We start from the raw sequence: 13,142 nt of genomic DNA, 5'->3' as shown, positions 1-13,142 counted from the left end.
AAATTAACACATTAGACTAATAGTTCTGCCGCCAGTCGGGAAACCAGCACATTCGACAGCAAAACCGGGACATCAAGGGCTTTTTGTAACACATCGCGATGATGCTGATAGTAACCAAGACAGTCGAGGACCAGCACGTCGGCGCCCTGCTCCAGCAGCGCTTTACCGGCGGTTAACAGCTCGCTGTCGCTACCGGTAAACGGGTTGGCCAGCGCGTAGTACGGCGACTTCTCCAGTGAATGCCACTTTTGTCGCTGCATGGGCATGATCTCTTCCACCGGCACGATCACCCCGACCTGGTGCCCATCAACGATCGACGCCACCAGCGGCGGAATGATCCGCTGCGGCTCGAGGAGGATCGCGTGGTGGGTGGTAAAACCGGTCAGCTGTTCGGAGCTGAGCAGCAGGATCACATCAAAATGCTGTCGATCCAGCATAGCGATCACGCTGCGAACATCACGTTCAATTTTTTGTCGCGACACCATCACCAGCTGGTTATCGCTGAGCAGGGTCAAGAGACCCTGTTCGCCGTCACCCACGGCGTACTCTGCCATCACGTCATCACGCGTCATCTCGCCCAGCAGGCTGATGTGAGCGATCTGTTCTTCCCTGATATGTTCGGTCAGGAGCGGTAATACTCCCGCCAGCGGCACAACGCCGATGGTCAAAATTGCCATCGTTGCACTACTCATATCATGTACCTTTTCACTACCACTGCTTCAACACAGGCTTACCACACACAGCATTCGCCCCCCTGGTGAGTAAAAATCAACCGTCGAGAAGCGTAGCAGCTCCACGCCGCAGTAGAATGTAAAGATTGCCCGGCGGCAGCGGCGCGCCTGAAAAATCCGTGTGTTAGATATTCATTAGTACGACTGATAAATAAAAAGTGTGAGATATGCCCGATATTGCCCGCAGAGCAGGCAATCCGGGCTCAGGGGTTAGGACTTGTCAGGATCTTCGTAGCGCCGCTTGGCATCCACGGCTTCCTGCTCGGTAGGATGTTCGCTGATCAGCGAATTGGGTTCAGGATAGTCCGCGCGAAGTTGATACCAGGTGACCGTCTGACCCTGCGGGCCTTTCTCTACCGCAACCACGCGCGCTTCTCTCGGATATGGGGGCCTGTTTGGCATAGTTCTTCCTTCTTCTGGTATCAGAACTATCAAGTATAGGCGCCCCTCGCCGCCTTAATGTAAGTAAATTCTTAACTTACCGGGGTGGCCGCCGCGCCGCACAGCATGGTCATAATCTGTTCCACCACCCGATCCGGGGCGGCCGTAGCATCGACAATATGATGGGCAGCGTCACGGTATAACGCTTCACGCTGCGCCAGCACCTCGCCCACTTCCTCACGCACCGGTTTCCCGGTGAGCGTCGGCCGCTGTTCGGCTTTCGGGTAGGCTTCCAGACGGTCAATCAGCGCCGATACCGACGCCTGCAGATAGATCACCACGCCGTTCTCCCGCATAAACTGGCGGTTACATTCCGCAAGAATGATGCCGCCGCCGGTGGCGATCACCGTATTCGGCAGGGTTACGGCCTTCAGCGACAGGGTCTCCAGCTCGCGAAAGCGCGCCCATCCTTCCGCCTGCACGATCTCCGCCACCGTCCGCTGCTCATGGGCCTGCAGCCGATGATCGGTATCGGAGAACTGAAAATGCCGCGCTCGCGCCAGCGCATGGCCGACGGTGGTTTTACCGCAGCCGCGTGGCCCGATAAGAAAGATTGGCTGTGTCATAACCGAAGACCCCCTGGTTCCGTCTGTCGCAAAAAAAGGAAAACGAAAGAACGTATTATCGCTGTCTGTTCCGCAACGCATACGTAAAGAAAACGTTACACAACTTCTTTACACCCCATCACCACAGTGAGACAAGGGGTTCTTAATGTAAACTTATCATTGCATGTACTGTTTAACCAGCTTTACTTTCTGCCGGGCGTTATTTTTTATCCGCTGCTGGCGTAAACGGTAACACATTTATGCATAGCTTTACGAAGCAACATATTTACAACATCGTGTTTCAGACGCACCCTGATGCCTATTCGACAGTGTGACAGAGGAATGTAACATGCAATCTGAAGAACAACGCCTTATTGATGGACTGTTTTCCCGGCTGAAAGAGGCTGAGGCGCACAGTGCATCGCGCGATGCCAGCGCCGAGGAGCGGATTGCCCAACACGTGAGCGCGCAGCCGGCGGCCCCCTACTATATGGCGCAAACCATTCTTATCCAGGAAGCCGCGATTAAACAGCTCAACGATCGCATCCAGGCGCTGGAGAGCCAGGTCAGCCAGCTGCAGGCGGCGAAGCCCAGCAGCGGCGGATTCCTCTCCGGCCTGTTTGGCGGCAGCGGCTCGTCACGCGGTTCTGACCCGATCCCGGGCGCGGAGCAATACGGTCGCCCGCAGGCCAGCGCGCAGCCGCAGTATGCCCCACAGCAGCAGCAGAGCTATGCCCCGCAGGCTGCCGCACGCGGCGGCGGCTTTATGGCAGGCGCGCTGCAAACGGCCGCAGGCGTAGCGGGCGGCGTGGTGCTGGGCAATATGCTGACCAATATGTTCAGCGGCTCGCACCCGCAGGAGATTGTTAATATCATCGAAGAGAAGCCGCAGCCTGATGCCGCCGCGCAGGACGCCGCCGCAGGTGACGATCCGTTCCGTCAGGGAGACGATCAGTTCCTTGCCGACAACACCTGGAACGACGACTTCGACGCCGGCTTTGGCGATGATGATATCGGCAGCGATGACGACAGCTGGGTTTAACCCTGCTGTCGTTTAACCGCCAGCAACCACTTCTCCAGCTCGGCGGCAAACTGTTGCCGATCGCGCTGCGATAAACTATCCGGGCCGCCGGTCTGAACGCCGCTGGCCCGTAATGTCTCCATAAAATCCCGCATCGTCAGCCGCTCGCGGATCGTCGCCTCGCTGTAGCGCTCTCCGCGCGGATTGAGCGCCGCCCCACCCTTCGCCAGCACCTCCGCCGCCAGCGGAATATCGGCGGTGATCACTAAATCCCCCGCCGCGCACTGACGGACGATTTCGTTATCCGCCACGTCAAAACCCTGCTCAACCCGCAGGGTGCGGATGAAACGCGACGGCGGTACGCGCAGCGGCTGGTTCGCCACCAGCGTCAGCGGCGTCTGGGTCCGCTCTGCCGCGCGGAACAATATCTCTTTAATCACGTTCGGACACGCGTCTGCATCCACCCAAATGGCCATGCCAGCTCCTGTTACCTGCAATAAGTGCCGCCAATGTTACCTGCTTTTCTCCCCCATGAAAGCGTCAGGATGATAAGCTAATCAGATCGTAACGAAAAAAGCAGAGGGGAATGGTGATGGATAAGAAAATTGGCTTTATCGGCTGCGGCAATATGGGTAAGGCCATTCTGGGTGGACTGATCGCCAGCGGCCAGGTACAGCCGGGACAAATCTGGGTCTACACCCCGTCGCCGGACAAGGTTGCGGCTCTGCGCGACCAGTACGGCATCAACGCCGCCGATAGCGCCCAGGAAGTGGCGCAGATTGCCGATATCGTCTTCGGCGCGGTGAAGCCGGGGATCATGACCAAAGTGCTGGGCGATATCGCCTCCAGCCTGAATAAAGAGTCGCTGGTGGTCTCCATCGCCGCCGGCGTCACGCTTGATCAGCTGGCACGCGCGCTCGGCCACGATCGCAAAATTATTCGCGCGATGCCCAATACGCCGTCGCTGGTTAACGCCGGCATGACCTCCGTTACGCCAAATGCGCTGGTGAGCAGCGAAGATGTAGCGGAAGTGCTGACCATTTTCCGCTGCTTTGGCCAGGCGGAGCAAATTGCCGAACCGATGATCCATCCGGTGGTCGGCGTTAGCGGCTCGGCGCCGGCCTATGTCTTTATGTTTATCGAAGCGATGGCCGATGCCGCCGTGCTCGGCGGAATGCCGCGCGCTCAGGCTTACAAATTCGCCGCTCAGGCGGTGATGGGCTCCGCCAAAATGGTGCTGGAGAGCGGTGAGCATCCGGGGGCGCTGAAAGATATGGTCTGCTCTCCTGGCGGGACCACCATCGAAGCCGTGCGCGTGCTGGAAGAGAAAGGCTTCCGCTCCGCGGTGATCGAAGCCATCACCCAGTGCATGGAAAAATCAGAGAAACTGAGCCGCTCCTGAAGCTGAGCAGGCGGGCTGCAAGCCCTGAGAGGTCAAAGAACAAGGGAGCGCGCGAGCGCTCCCTTTTTTTCAGGCTTTCTTCAGGCAGCTACTCATGAAGGTGCTGCGTTCATCGCCCTTCAGTGATTTTGCCGAAGCCGCTTTGTTGCAGTCGCTCATCTTCTGCTGCTGAGGCGTGAGGGTCTTTCCTTGCGGCGTGGTGGTCTCTTTTTTCAGGCACTGGCTCATAAAGGTTTTGCGCTCATCCCCCTTCAGCGCCTTGGCTGACGCTTGCTGATTGCAGTCCGTCATCTTTTGCTGCTGGGGAGTAGGCGTTTTTTCTGCCGCGCCAACCGCGCTGATAAAGATCAAGCCAAACAGTAGGGTCATCAGTAAGGTTATTTTCATCGCACCATCCTTCTGTGAGTGGAACGTTGTAAGTCTGGACGCAGATAGAAAAAAAACCAGCCGGTGACGCGAATTCGCCACCGGCAGCGACTTATTTGAGACTCAGGGCCGCTTTCATGGTCGAGAAGAGGTCGGTCTGGTCGGTCAGGCCGACGACGTTAGCCGCATGCGGACCGTAGGCCGCGATGCGCAGCTGGGTGCCGGTGTGCTCCATCGACTCTTCCTCGGAGTTACCGTAACTCATCACCATCACCGCGCCATCGTGCGTGTTCAGGGCCTGGGTCAGCCCCGGGGCTTTGCTATCCGCCGGGATAATCTGGCTGGCGTGCGCATGGTCGGCAGTGACGATCACCAGGGTATTGCCGTCTTTTTTGGCAAATTCCAGCGCCTTCTGCACCGCCTCGTCGAGGTCAACGGTTTCGCCGATCTGGCCGCACGGATTCGCCGCATGATCCTGCTTATCGATGGAGGCGCCTTCCACCTGCAGGAAGAAGCCTTTCTCGTTGCGGCTCAGCAGGTCAATCGCTTTCTCCGTCATCTGCGCCAGCGTCGGCACCGAGGCGTCGCGTTTCGGGTTTGGCGTACAGGTCACCGGCGGCTTATCGATATTACCGTGATAAGACGCCTTCGGCCCTTCCCAGCGTACCGGCATATTGCCGTCGGCGAAGAGTCCCAGCAGCGGTTTATCCTGGCTGGCTGCCGTCGCGGCGGCAAGAGAGGCCGCGTCGGTCACAATCTGGTAGCCGCGCGCTTCCGCCTGCTCGCGCAGGGTTTTGCCCTGCCACTCGCCCGCCGTCGCCGTTTCGGCAAAGGTCTTCGCGCCGCCGCCCAGGGTGACATCCGGCCGGGCGTTCAGCAGCTGTTCGGTAATGGAGCCTTTGCCCCCTTTCTCCAGCGCATTGCTGGGGCATTTTTCACTGGTGACCGTGGGGCCGTAGCATTTACGCGATGTCACATGCGCCACCAGCGCCGCGGGGGTGGCGTCCTGCAGCTCGGCGGTAGAAACGTTGCCGGTGGCCAGGCCCGCCGCTTTCGCCAGCTCGAGGATGGTCTGATGCGCGTTCTCATGAATATCGACGCCCAGCGCGCCGTTATAGGTCTTCACGCCGGTGGTCCAGGCGGTGGCGGAGGCCGCCGAGTCGGTGACGTAGTCCGGTTTACCGGTTTTTTTATCCAGCGAATAGTGCGTGTACTGCCCGGTTAACGGCAGGGCGTCAATGCCTTTAAAGAAACCGCCCGCCCCTTCCGCATAATTTCGCGCAGCGGTAATTTCAGAATCACCCATGCCATCGCCAATCAGCAAAATAACGTTTTTGGCCGGCTTATTGATTATCGAGGCGCGCAGCGCTTCGGTTTGATCGCCCGTTAAACGACGCGCGCCGCCGGGAGTGGTGATATCTCCCTGGGCAGCGCGATTTTCCAGAACCGGCGCGGCAGTAGTTTCCGCATGAATAACCGGCGAGCCCAGCAGAGGCAGCAGGGCAATAAACAGGGCGCTTAATTTCACTTTTGTCATCTCCATGTAAAAAATACTTAAAAAAACAAAACGTGGGAGACTTTATAAAAGGGAGATGACAGAAAAATGACGGCATCCTTGTCGCGTCGCAAAGATTAGCTACGAGGATGCCGCAACAGCTTCTTTAGATATTGCTGCAGCAGGATGGCATCCTGGTCGTTGACCGGCGGACAGGGCGTCACCTGGTCTATCGCCTGCTCAATATCCTGAATCAATGCCTGCTGGGCATCATGCTCCATATGGCGCAATAATGCGGTGACCACGATCTCCAGCGCTTCAACCTGCACCGTCAGTTCCTTTGCTTCTTCTTCCTTTTGCGCCAGTTTAACCAGTAACTCAGCAATGAGATTCTTCATAGCACCAGTTCCTTATGCGAGGTCTGTTTTTCGATTGAGATGTCATACCCGATGACGGACCTCAGAATTACTTAAAATAAGAATCGTCGCAACACCCAATATACAGCGAAACGTTTTACCACAACAAAATACCACTATAAATAGTATTGTTTAATCATGAGCGGCGCTGTTTATAACCAAAGTACGTCGGAAATAATAAAACGGAATAGCGCTCACGCCATGGCGATAACAAAAAGTAATGATAAATCTACTGTCGGTGAAAAACGCTGACGGTATGGCGTTAAATACCGTCAGCCGAGGTTCAGGCCTTCGCCCGGCGGGTGCGGCGCAGCATCCATGCCAGCTGCCAGAGGTTGATGAAGACGATAATGGCGGTGGCAATAAATACCCAGCGGAAGCCCGCCATCGCCGATACGGAGGCGCCAATCAGCGGCCCGGCGACGTTGCCCAGATACATAAACGACTGGTTATAGCCAAAGATGCGCCCGGTGACGCTGTCGCTGCTGTATTTCAGCAGCAGGGTCTGCACCGCCGGAAGCATCGCGCCATCGGCAAAGCCGAGCAGAAAACGTAGCGTCCCCAGCTGCAGCGGGGTGGTGACAAAGGACATGGCGAAGAACATCACCACCGCGCAACAGAGCGTCGCCAGCAGGATCCGCGAAGTGCCGATGCGGTCGCCAAGCTTACCCAGCCGTGGGGCAGAGATCAGCGCCGACACCCCGGGCACCGCGGCGATCATCCCGGCCAGAAAAGCGATATTGTTGCTGTCCGGCGCCATCGACTTGATAAACAGCGCCAGGATCGGGCCAATTGAGCCGTTGCACAACTGGATCACCAGGGTGGTGAAAAAGAGGCTGATCACCAGCCCCGGATAGGGCAAGGAGGCAAAGACCTGTTTCCCGGTGAGACGATCGGTTTTGCTGACCGGCGGGCGGCCCCCCTCTTTGATCAGAAACAGGGTGACCAGAAAACTGATGGTCAGCAGGATCGCCGTAATAAAAAAGACCATCCGCAGCCCGACGTGGTCCGCCAGGAAACCGCCCAGCAGCGGGCCGCCGATCACCCCGCTGATTTGCGCCGTCGACAGGGTGCTCAGCGCCCAGCCGCTACGCTCGCGCGGCACCTGGGAGGCCACCAGCGCCATGGCGTTGGGGATATAACCGGAGGTTAAGCCCATGATCGCCCGCAGGATAAACAACTGCCAGACGTTGGTGGCGAAGGCCTGAAGTAAAATGGCGATCGCCATTCCCAGCGAGGCGCGCAGCAGCATCAGCTTGCGGCCTTTGCGGTCCGCGAGGCTCCCCCACATCGGCGAGACGATCGCCGAGACCAGAAAGGTGACGCTGAAGGTCAGCCCCGACCACATCGACAGCGCTTCATGCGAGGTGACGCCCAGCTGGGAGACGTAGAGGGGTAAAAAGGGGAGAATTTGACTGATCGCCAGGCCGGTAAAAAAGCACCCAAACCAGACGGAGATGAGATTAACCTTCCAGGATTCCATAACTACGCGTATTCATTAATGATTTGCCAATTATTACCTAGCTTAGCAATTTCATTCCACTGGTGTACTACCATAGATGCGCTGGCGGTGAGTTTGGTGTTTTATGAATGCGCATGAGAGGCGGACGAAGCATTTTCTGGTCATTCAGGCTGCTCACAGGGCTTTATGCTCAAAAGCAGAAGCCCTGCCCGCGCATGCCAAAGTGAAAATGGTTGGCGTGCGCCGCGTTGTACTCCGGCCCCAGCGCGTTGCCGAAGTAAGGGCAGCTGTTGCTCAACAGCGCCGCCAGCCAGGGGTGAGAGCGCTCGCTGCGCCAGCCCTGCAGGATGCTGATGCGTCTGCCGTCCGTCAGGCGGAAGCCGCTGACATCAAGGGCATCCGCCGTCGCGTGTTCACTGCGCCGCGCCTGTTCCCGATGGTAGATATTACGGCAGGCGAAGCTGCCGAGATGATCGATCTGGCGCAGATCGCTAGCCATCAGCTGACGGGTCAGCGGCTTCGCCTGCTGTTCGACGTACAGCGCGCTGCTGAGCGCCAGCGGGCAGCTGGCGAGGAAACTGCTGCTCAGCTGCACCGAGCCAAAATTAGCCACCCGCACCACGTTACGCAGCGGGCAGGCGCCCTCGCTGTCGGCCACCGGCTGGCTGGCGATGAGCCGCCGGCGGTTGGCCTCCGCCAGCAGAGAGGCGCACTGGTCGGCCGTCAGGCTGCGCAACTTGAACGACGTCAGCCAGCCCGGGGGATCGTCAAGGGCCAGCGGCGCCAGCGGATTCAGGTGTGGCGGCAGATAGCGATATCCCACCAGGCCCGCGCCGAGCAGCCCGGCCAGCACCAGCAGCGTCTTTCCTCTCACGCCCGCTCCCGTCAATTGATCAGGTAAATATTATGGCAGGCAGGCGGCGGTTTCACATGGTATGTTATGCCCTTTGATGTAATCTGGATGGAAGTTGAAATGGCAAAGATGAGGGTTGGGATCGTTTTTGGCGGTAAGTCGGCAGAGCATGAAGTGTCGCTGCAGTCAGCGAAGAATATCGTGGAAGCGATTGATAAATCACGCTTCGATGTGGTTCTGTTGGGGATTGATAAACAGGGACTATGGCACATCAACGACGCCGGCAACTACCTGCTCAATGCTCAGGATCCTGCCCGCATCGCCCTGCGCCCTTCAACGGTGACCCTGGCGCAGATCCCGGGCCGTGAAGCGCAGCAGCTGATTAACGCCGAAAGCGGCCAGCCGCTGGCGGCCATCGATGTGATTTTCCCCATCGTCCACGGCACGCTGGGCGAAGATGGCTCCCTGCAGGGGATGCTGCGCATGGCCAATCTGCCTTTCGTCGGATCCGATGTGCTGGGCTCTGCGGCCTGTATGGACAAAGATGTGACCAAACGCCTGCTGCGCGACGCCGGGCTCGCCGTCGCCCCGTTTATCACCCTGACCCGCGCCAACCGCGCGCAGTTCAGCTTTGCCGATGTCGAAGCGAAGCTGGGCCTGCCGCTGTTCGTTAAGCCGGCCAACCAGGGATCGTCGGTTGGCGTCAGCAAAGTTAAAAACGAAGAGCAGTACCATCAGGCGGTGGCCCTGGCCTTTGAATTTGACCATAAAGTGGTGGTAGAGCAAGGCATTCAAGGCCGGGAAATTGAGTGTGCGGTGCTGGGTAACGACCACCCGCAGGCCAGTACCTGCGGCGAAATTGTCCTCAACAGCGAGTTTTACGCTTACGACACCAAATATATCGACGACCAGGGCGCGCAGGTGGTGGTCCCGGCCGCTATCGCCCCGGAGATCAACGACAAGATCCGCGCTATCGCGGTGCAGGCTTACCAGGCCCTGGGCTGCAGCGGCATGGCCCGCGTCGACGTCTTCCTCACCGCCGACAACGAGGTGGTGATCAACGAGATCAACACCCTGCCGGGCTTCACCAACATCAGCATGTATCCGAAGCTGTGGCAGGCCAGCGGCCTCGATTACACCAGTCTGATCACTCGCCTGATTGAGCTGGCGCTGGAGCGCCATGCCGCGGACCGGGCGCTGAAAACCTCCATGAACTAAAACGCGTTTACCCCGCCTGGCAGCGGCGGCCTCAGGCCTCTTCTGCCGGGCGGCGGCGGATCACAAAGCCCGCGATCCAGAAGCTTATCACCCAGGTAACCAGACCGACGGCGTAAGATTGCCAGCCCTGCGTCTCAAACCCCAGCAGCCCCACCACGCCATTTAGAATAAAAATTAACCCCAGCGCCACCGCGTAGTAGTGCCAGTCGCGGCGAATTTTATCAGTGAGCTTCATGCGGCCTCCAACAGCAAAAAACGCATCTTCGCATAGCCGCCCGCGGCAGTCTGTAGCGATATGGAGAATGTTGCTGGATTGCGACGCCGGTCTCCCTTTTCCCTTCCTGTGGCGCGGTTAACACAACGGCGAAAACAGGATTATTCCTGGAGGGCAATTACCAGCAATCTGATACTGGCGACGGCGTCGCACTGCCAGAATACCTGCCATAGAGCTGGAGAAAAAACCAGCAGTACAGAGGTGGGAGGGCCTATGGCTGAATTCAGTTTTTCAAAATCGCTTTTGGGAAATAAAAAAAGAGGGGCGCTGACCGGCAGCCATGTCGCTTACGGACTGTTCGTCCTGATCTGCTGCTGGGCCGGCGCGCAGATGCTCAGCATGCTGATCCACGCTCCGGGAGTCTTTGAGCGCCTGATGCAGGCCCAGGACGCCAGCCGTCCGCAGGTCGACATCAGCCTCGCCGTTGGCACCCTCTTTGGCCTGATCCCTTTTCTGATCGGCTGCTCGTTCATCGGGCTGCTGGCGCTCATTGTGCGCTGGCGTCGGCGCCGTTAACGCCGCGCCATACAGCTTGCCCGCCGCTCATCGACCCGTTTCGCAAACCACGCCGTCGTCAGATTACGGGTGATTTTCGGACTCTCAAGCTGGATCCCCGGCAACATCTCCCGCGGCAGGGTTTTGCCCGCTTTTTTATCCGCGAGGCGGAAAACCTGTTGATAGAGGTCGGTCTTCTCAAACGCCAGGCTGTCGCCCTTTTTCAGCTGGCTATGGATCTCGCTGTCGCTCATCCCCAGCTGGCCCGCCAGGCGGCGCACCGCCAGCTCGGTGCTGCCCGGCTCATCGCTGTCATAGCGGATAAGGTCGCCGTCGAGCGCCAGTTTCACCCCGCTGGCTTTCACCACCGCGTTCTGGAAGGCGGCGTTACGGCTGGCATACCAGCCGGCGTTAAAGTCGGCAAAACGGTACAGCGGCACGCTGTAGCTGGCCGGGTAGTTCAGCAGATGATAGGTGCCAAACCACAGGCCGCCGCGCAGGCTGAAGACCTCCTGGCGCACCGTACCGTTCATTTTCCACGGGTAGCCGGAGGTGTGCTGCTCGGCAAAGGCGATGCTGACCTGCATTGGGCCGCCGGTGTGCACCGGGTTCAGGGAGCCGAACAGCTTCTGCCCCATCGGCACCATCCCGATAAAGTCATCAAAAATAGCGCTCAGCTGCTTTTCCGTCTTCACGTTGTCCAGACGGTCGCTGTAGCTTTTGCCGTTTGGCGAGGTGATCTTCAGCGCGGTATGGACCAGAAACAGCGGAATGTGCATTTTTTCCGCCCGGCGGTCGATCTCCTGCCAGGCGATTTTATTCAGCCCCGGCACCACCGGGTCGGACTGATAATTGGACTCCTGCTGCGCGACCGCCAGCACCGAGCAGACGTTCTCTTCCGTCGGCGCCAGCTTCTGGCTGTCAAAGGCGGTGGCGATGGCTTGCGCCCAGGCCTCCCGATCCTTGACGCTGGCGGGCATTTTCTGCCGCACCACCGACGCCACGTCAACGGGCTTCTCGCCCTCTTTCAACACCGGCGCCTGTTGGCTGGTACAGGCGCTTAGCACCACGGCCGCCAGCAGCGTCAATGAACCGGGTATAATGCGCGATAAACGTGCGGCCATCCTGCTTCCTTGTCTTGATTAACGTAATGTCGGGATCGCTTCCTGCAGCGGTTTGCCGTCCAGTTCGCGCTCAAAGCTGCGCAGACGTTTGTAGATGGACATCAGTTCCACCAGCGTCGTCCACGAGCTGATCAGGTACTGGAACGAACCGCGCACCTGGCCGAAAACATTGGTAATTTGCGTCATCAGCCCGAGGGTAATCGTACCGGCAACGATCGACGGAAACAGCAGGAAAAGGCCGAAAACGTTATCTACCTGCAGATAGAGAATGCGGGCGATATTGAAATACATATAGTGGAAATAGAGACGGAAATAGTTGCGACGCACCGCGCTGAACAGCTCGCGCACCGTCGGCGGCGTGGCGCGGGTTTCATCGTCCTCGCCGTAGACCAGCTCTTTACGATAGGCCGCTTCCACGCGCTGGTTTTTAAACTCCAGACCCGGCAGCTTAATCCCCACCACCGCCAGCAGGCCGGTCCCCATCAGCGACCAGACGATCGCGGCAATCACCAGGCCATACGGCAAGTGACCGACGATGGGCAGGTCGGGAACGTGTTGCGAGAGCGTCACCAGCACCGGCAGGAAGGCGATCAGGGTCATCACCGCGTTGATAAAGCTCACGCCCATATCCTCCAGGGTGGAGGCAAAGCGCATGGTGTCTTCCTGCACACGCTGCGCGGCGCCTTCGATATGGCGCAGATGCTGCCAGTGGGCCATGTAGTGTTCGTTCATCGCCGTGCGCCAGCGGAAGACGTAGTGGCTGACGAAAAAGTTGTTCATCACGCCGATGATCACCGCGATGAGCGCGATGCCGAGAAAGATACCGATCTCATGATAAAACTGGTTGATGCTGACCTTATGCGGGGTGGCCAGCGCGCTCTGGATCAGGTCATAGAACGGCGCATACCAGGCGTTGATCGCCACCCCCACTTCCACCAGAAACCAGGTGACGAAGATGATGAGCGACGTGCCGAGAATCGACCAGTACTGCCAGCGATGCGGGCAGTAGACAAACCAGAACAGCGCAAACACGCCGACGCAAAACAGATAGTAAGCGTAGAACACCAGATAGTTGAGCGACCAGAAACGCGCCGCGCTGATCGCCACATCCTGCGATGCCCCGGTGACCCGCAGCAGCCAGTCGCCGCCGCCCGCCTGCCAAAAGATCACCGCCAGCAGCGACCAGATAAAGGCAGAAATAAAAAACGGCCCCGGTTTGGGGAAAAAAGATTTAAACATCATTGTCTCCTGCTAACTTCTTATCGTTCTGCTATTGCTGTATACGACGCATACGTCGGC

16 protein-coding genes are annotated in these 13,142 nt (G+C 58.4%); 4 read left to right on the top strand and 12 right to left on the bottom strand.

Annotated elements, in window-relative coordinates; translation table 11 throughout:
• Window positions 1-11 precede the first annotated feature (11 nt).
• From ACOI7D_RS17290 to aroL, 3 genes are all read right to left on the bottom strand, one after another.
• Window positions 12-692, bottom strand: a complete 681-nt coding sequence (locus ACOI7D_RS17290) for an AroM family protein (protein WP_072096489.1) — start codon at window positions 690-692, stop codon at window positions 12-14.
• Window positions 693-941: 249 nt separating this feature from the next.
• Entirely contained in the window at window positions 942-1,133 is a 192-nt protein-coding gene (locus ACOI7D_RS17285; protein WP_008805350.1) for a YaiA family protein, read from the bottom strand.
• A 71-nt stretch (window positions 1,134-1,204) separates the two neighbouring features.
• Window positions 1,205-1,738 (bottom strand): shikimate kinase AroL, encoded by a 534-nt coding sequence (aroL, locus tag ACOI7D_RS17280; protein WP_023288577.1) that lies wholly within the window; start codon window positions 1,736-1,738, stop codon window positions 1,205-1,207.
• A gap of 328 nt (window positions 1,739-2,066) precedes the next feature.
• Here aroL and ACOI7D_RS17275 point away from each other — a divergent pair, with 328 nt between their 5' ends.
• Window positions 2,067-2,759: a DUF2076 domain-containing protein gene (locus ACOI7D_RS17275; RefSeq protein WP_109546616.1), complete on the top strand. Its 693-nt coding sequence runs from the start codon at window positions 2,067-2,069 to the stop codon at window positions 2,757-2,759.
• Here ACOI7D_RS17275 and ACOI7D_RS17270 read toward each other — a convergent pair.
• A complete protein-coding gene (locus tag ACOI7D_RS17270; RefSeq protein WP_004204870.1) occupies window positions 2,756-3,214 on the bottom strand; it encodes a YaiI/YqxD family protein in 459 nt (152 codons plus the stop codon). The genes ACOI7D_RS17275 and ACOI7D_RS17270 overlap by 4 nt on opposite strands.
• Before the next feature lie 116 nt (window positions 3,215-3,330).
• Here ACOI7D_RS17270 and proC point away from each other — a divergent pair, with 116 nt between their 5' ends.
• Window positions 3,331-4,140 carry a pyrroline-5-carboxylate reductase gene (proC, locus tag ACOI7D_RS17265; RefSeq protein WP_023288574.1) on the top strand — a complete coding sequence of 270 codons (810 nt, stop codon included), beginning with the start codon at window positions 3,331-3,333 and terminating at the stop codon, window positions 4,138-4,140.
• A 69-nt stretch (window positions 4,141-4,209) separates the two neighbouring features.
• On the opposite strand, the gene psiF is transcribed toward proC, so the two are convergent.
• The 5 genes from psiF to ACOI7D_RS17240 form a co-directional block, all read right to left on the bottom strand.
• On the bottom strand, window positions 4,210-4,527 hold the full coding sequence (psiF, locus tag ACOI7D_RS17260; protein WP_048296829.1) for a phosphate starvation-inducible protein PsiF: 318 nt from the start codon (window positions 4,525-4,527) through the stop codon (window positions 4,210-4,212).
• Window positions 4,528-4,618: 91 nt separating this feature from the next.
• A complete protein-coding gene (phoA, locus tag ACOI7D_RS17255) occupies window positions 4,619-6,049 on the bottom strand; it encodes an alkaline phosphatase (RefSeq protein WP_032428614.1) in 1,431 nt (476 codons plus the stop codon).
• A gap of 89 nt (window positions 6,050-6,138) precedes the next feature.
• Window positions 6,139-6,399: an anti-adapter protein IraP gene (iraP, locus tag ACOI7D_RS17250; protein WP_004204875.1), complete on the bottom strand. Its 261-nt coding sequence runs from the start codon at window positions 6,397-6,399 to the stop codon at window positions 6,139-6,141.
• Window positions 6,400-6,700: 301 nt separating this feature from the next.
• Window positions 6,701-7,900, bottom strand: coding sequence for a multidrug efflux MFS transporter (locus ACOI7D_RS17245; RefSeq protein WP_023288571.1), 1,200 nt, complete (start codon window positions 7,898-7,900; stop codon window positions 6,701-6,703).
• 169 nt (window positions 7,901-8,069) lie between these two features.
• On the bottom strand, window positions 8,070-8,753 hold the full coding sequence (locus ACOI7D_RS17240; protein WP_048296824.1) for an extensin family protein: 684 nt from the start codon (window positions 8,751-8,753) through the stop codon (window positions 8,070-8,072).
• Between the two features lie 99 nt (window positions 8,754-8,852).
• On the opposite strand from ACOI7D_RS17240, the gene ddlA reads away from it, so the two are divergent.
• Window positions 8,853-9,950 (top strand): D-alanine--D-alanine ligase, encoded by a 1,098-nt coding sequence (gene ddlA, locus ACOI7D_RS17235; protein WP_023288569.1) that lies wholly within the window; start codon window positions 8,853-8,855, stop codon window positions 9,948-9,950.
• A gap of 31 nt (window positions 9,951-9,981) precedes the next feature.
• Here ddlA and ACOI7D_RS17230 read toward each other — a convergent pair whose 3' ends face one another.
• The gene (locus ACOI7D_RS17230; RefSeq protein WP_004204881.1) at window positions 9,982-10,185 is read right to left on the bottom strand and encodes a DUF2754 family protein; all 204 of its coding nucleotides are present in this window, start codon (window positions 10,183-10,185) and stop codon (window positions 9,982-9,984) included.
• Window positions 10,186-10,437: 252 nt separating this feature from the next.
• Between ACOI7D_RS17230 and ACOI7D_RS17225 the strand changes: the two genes are divergently transcribed.
• Window positions 10,438-10,740: a YaiY family protein gene (locus ACOI7D_RS17225; protein WP_023288568.1), complete on the top strand. Its 303-nt coding sequence runs from the start codon at window positions 10,438-10,440 to the stop codon at window positions 10,738-10,740.
• Here ACOI7D_RS17225 and ACOI7D_RS17220 read toward each other — a convergent pair.
• Both ACOI7D_RS17220 and sbmA read right to left on the bottom strand, forming a co-directional pair.
• A complete protein-coding gene (locus tag ACOI7D_RS17220) occupies window positions 10,737-11,843 on the bottom strand; it encodes a DUF1615 domain-containing protein (protein WP_017898945.1) in 1,107 nt (368 codons plus the stop codon). The genes ACOI7D_RS17225 and ACOI7D_RS17220 overlap by 4 nt on opposite strands.
• A gap of 18 nt (window positions 11,844-11,861) precedes the next feature.
• On the bottom strand, window positions 11,862-13,082 hold the full coding sequence (gene sbmA / locus ACOI7D_RS17215; RefSeq protein ID WP_032453450.1) for a peptide antibiotic transporter SbmA: 1,221 nt from the start codon (window positions 13,080-13,082) through the stop codon (window positions 11,862-11,864).
• Window positions 13,083-13,142: the final 60 nt, after the last annotated feature.

It is taken from the genome of Klebsiella sp. C360 (assembly GCF_048822415.1).
Lineage (GTDB): Bacteria > Pseudomonadota > Gammaproteobacteria > Enterobacterales > Enterobacteriaceae > Klebsiella > Klebsiella quasipneumoniae.
This window is presented reverse-complemented; position numbering and strand designations above follow the sequence as displayed.

What these genes read in the sequence shown, in the direction of transcription:
- ACOI7D_RS17290 (WP_072096489.1), bottom strand. Translation starts at nt 692, where the DNA reads ATGAGTAGTGCAACGATGGCAATTTTGACCATCGGCGTTGTGCCGCTG.
- ACOI7D_RS17285 (WP_008805350.1), bottom strand. Translation starts at nt 1,133, where the DNA reads ATGCCAAACAGGCCCCCATATCCGAGAGAAGCGCGCGTGGTTGCGGTA.
- aroL (WP_023288577.1), bottom strand. Translation starts at nt 1,738, where the DNA reads ATGACACAGCCAATCTTTCTTATCGGGCCACGCGGCTGCGGTAAAACC.
- ACOI7D_RS17275 (WP_109546616.1), top strand. Translation starts at nt 2,067, where the DNA reads ATGCAATCTGAAGAACAACGCCTTATTGATGGACTGTTTTCCCGGCTG.
- ACOI7D_RS17270 (WP_004204870.1), bottom strand. Translation starts at nt 3,214, where the DNA reads ATGGCCATTTGGGTGGATGCAGACGCGTGTCCGAACGTGATTAAAGAG.
- proC (WP_023288574.1), top strand. Translation starts at nt 3,331, where the DNA reads ATGGATAAGAAAATTGGCTTTATCGGCTGCGGCAATATGGGTAAGGCC.
- psiF (WP_048296829.1), bottom strand. Translation starts at nt 4,527, where the DNA reads ATGAAAATAACCTTACTGATGACCCTACTGTTTGGCTTGATCTTTATC.
- phoA (WP_032428614.1), bottom strand. Translation starts at nt 6,049, where the DNA reads ATGGAGATGACAAAAGTGAAATTAAGCGCCCTGTTTATTGCCCTGCTG.
- iraP (WP_004204875.1), bottom strand. Translation starts at nt 6,399, where the DNA reads ATGAAGAATCTCATTGCTGAGTTACTGGTTAAACTGGCGCAAAAGGAA.
- ACOI7D_RS17245 (WP_023288571.1), bottom strand. Translation starts at nt 7,900, where the DNA reads ATGGAATCCTGGAAGGTTAATCTCATCTCCGTCTGGTTTGGGTGCTTT.
- ddlA (WP_023288569.1), top strand. Translation starts at nt 8,853, where the DNA reads ATGGCAAAGATGAGGGTTGGGATCGTTTTTGGCGGTAAGTCGGCAGAG.
- ACOI7D_RS17230 (WP_004204881.1), bottom strand. Translation starts at nt 10,185, where the DNA reads ATGAAGCTCACTGATAAAATTCGCCGCGACTGGCACTACTACGCGGTG.
- ACOI7D_RS17225 (WP_023288568.1), top strand. Translation starts at nt 10,438, where the DNA reads ATGGCTGAATTCAGTTTTTCAAAATCGCTTTTGGGAAATAAAAAAAGA.
- ACOI7D_RS17220 (WP_017898945.1), bottom strand. Translation starts at nt 11,843, where the DNA reads ATGGCCGCACGTTTATCGCGCATTATACCCGGTTCATTGACGCTGCTG.
- sbmA (WP_032453450.1), bottom strand. Translation starts at nt 13,082, where the DNA reads ATGTTTAAATCTTTTTTCCCCAAACCGGGGCCGTTTTTTATTTCTGCC.